Source organism: Natrinema sp. CGMCC1.2065 (assembly GCF_051225675.1).
Lineage (GTDB): Archaea > Halobacteriota > Halobacteria > Halobacteriales > Natrialbaceae > Natrinema > Natrinema thermotolerans.
On record NZ_JBPJSJ010000046.1, the window covers coordinates 1 to 576 of the forward strand.

The following is a 576-nucleotide window of genomic DNA, read 5'->3' on the forward strand; positions in this document are numbered from 1 at the left end:
CCCTTATTGCGAACGTACGGGACTAACTTGCCGAATTCCCTAACGTCGGTTGCTCCCGACAGACCTTGGCTTTCGCCGCCACGAGTACCTGTGTCGGATCTCGGTACGGACAGTGTGTTCGCCTTTTCACGGGCTCTAGGTTGACCTCTCTTGCGCTATCCAGCCATTCGGTCGCTTCGTGCCATTACGGCTTCCACGAACTTCGACTGTTCGACCGGGCGAAAGCCCGGCAGAGGCGGCCCCAAAGCGTTGGCTTTGAGTACACACTGGCATAGGAATATTAACCTATTTCCCTGTTGTCAGCTTCGACTTACGGGCTGACTTAGGACCGGCTAACCCTCAGCTGATCAGCATTGCTGAGGAACCCTTACTCGTTCGGCCGTCGGGGTTCTAACCCGACTAACGCTGCTACTATGACCAGGATTTTCGTTACTGAACGGTCCACACGACTTCTCAGCCGTGCTTCCACCCGAACAGAACGCCAACCTACGAGATCACCAGTCTGAGTGGTGCTGCTAGGTCTCGGTGGTAGACTTGAGCCCCGATCATTTTGGGCGCCTCAAACCTCGGCCGGTA

The 576-nt window shown here is 55.9% G+C and carries 1 rRNA gene; it reads right to left on the reverse strand.

Annotated elements, in window-relative coordinates:
* Positions 1–576, reverse strand: a 23S ribosomal RNA gene (locus tag ACSBP4_RS19615); the annotation flags it as partial.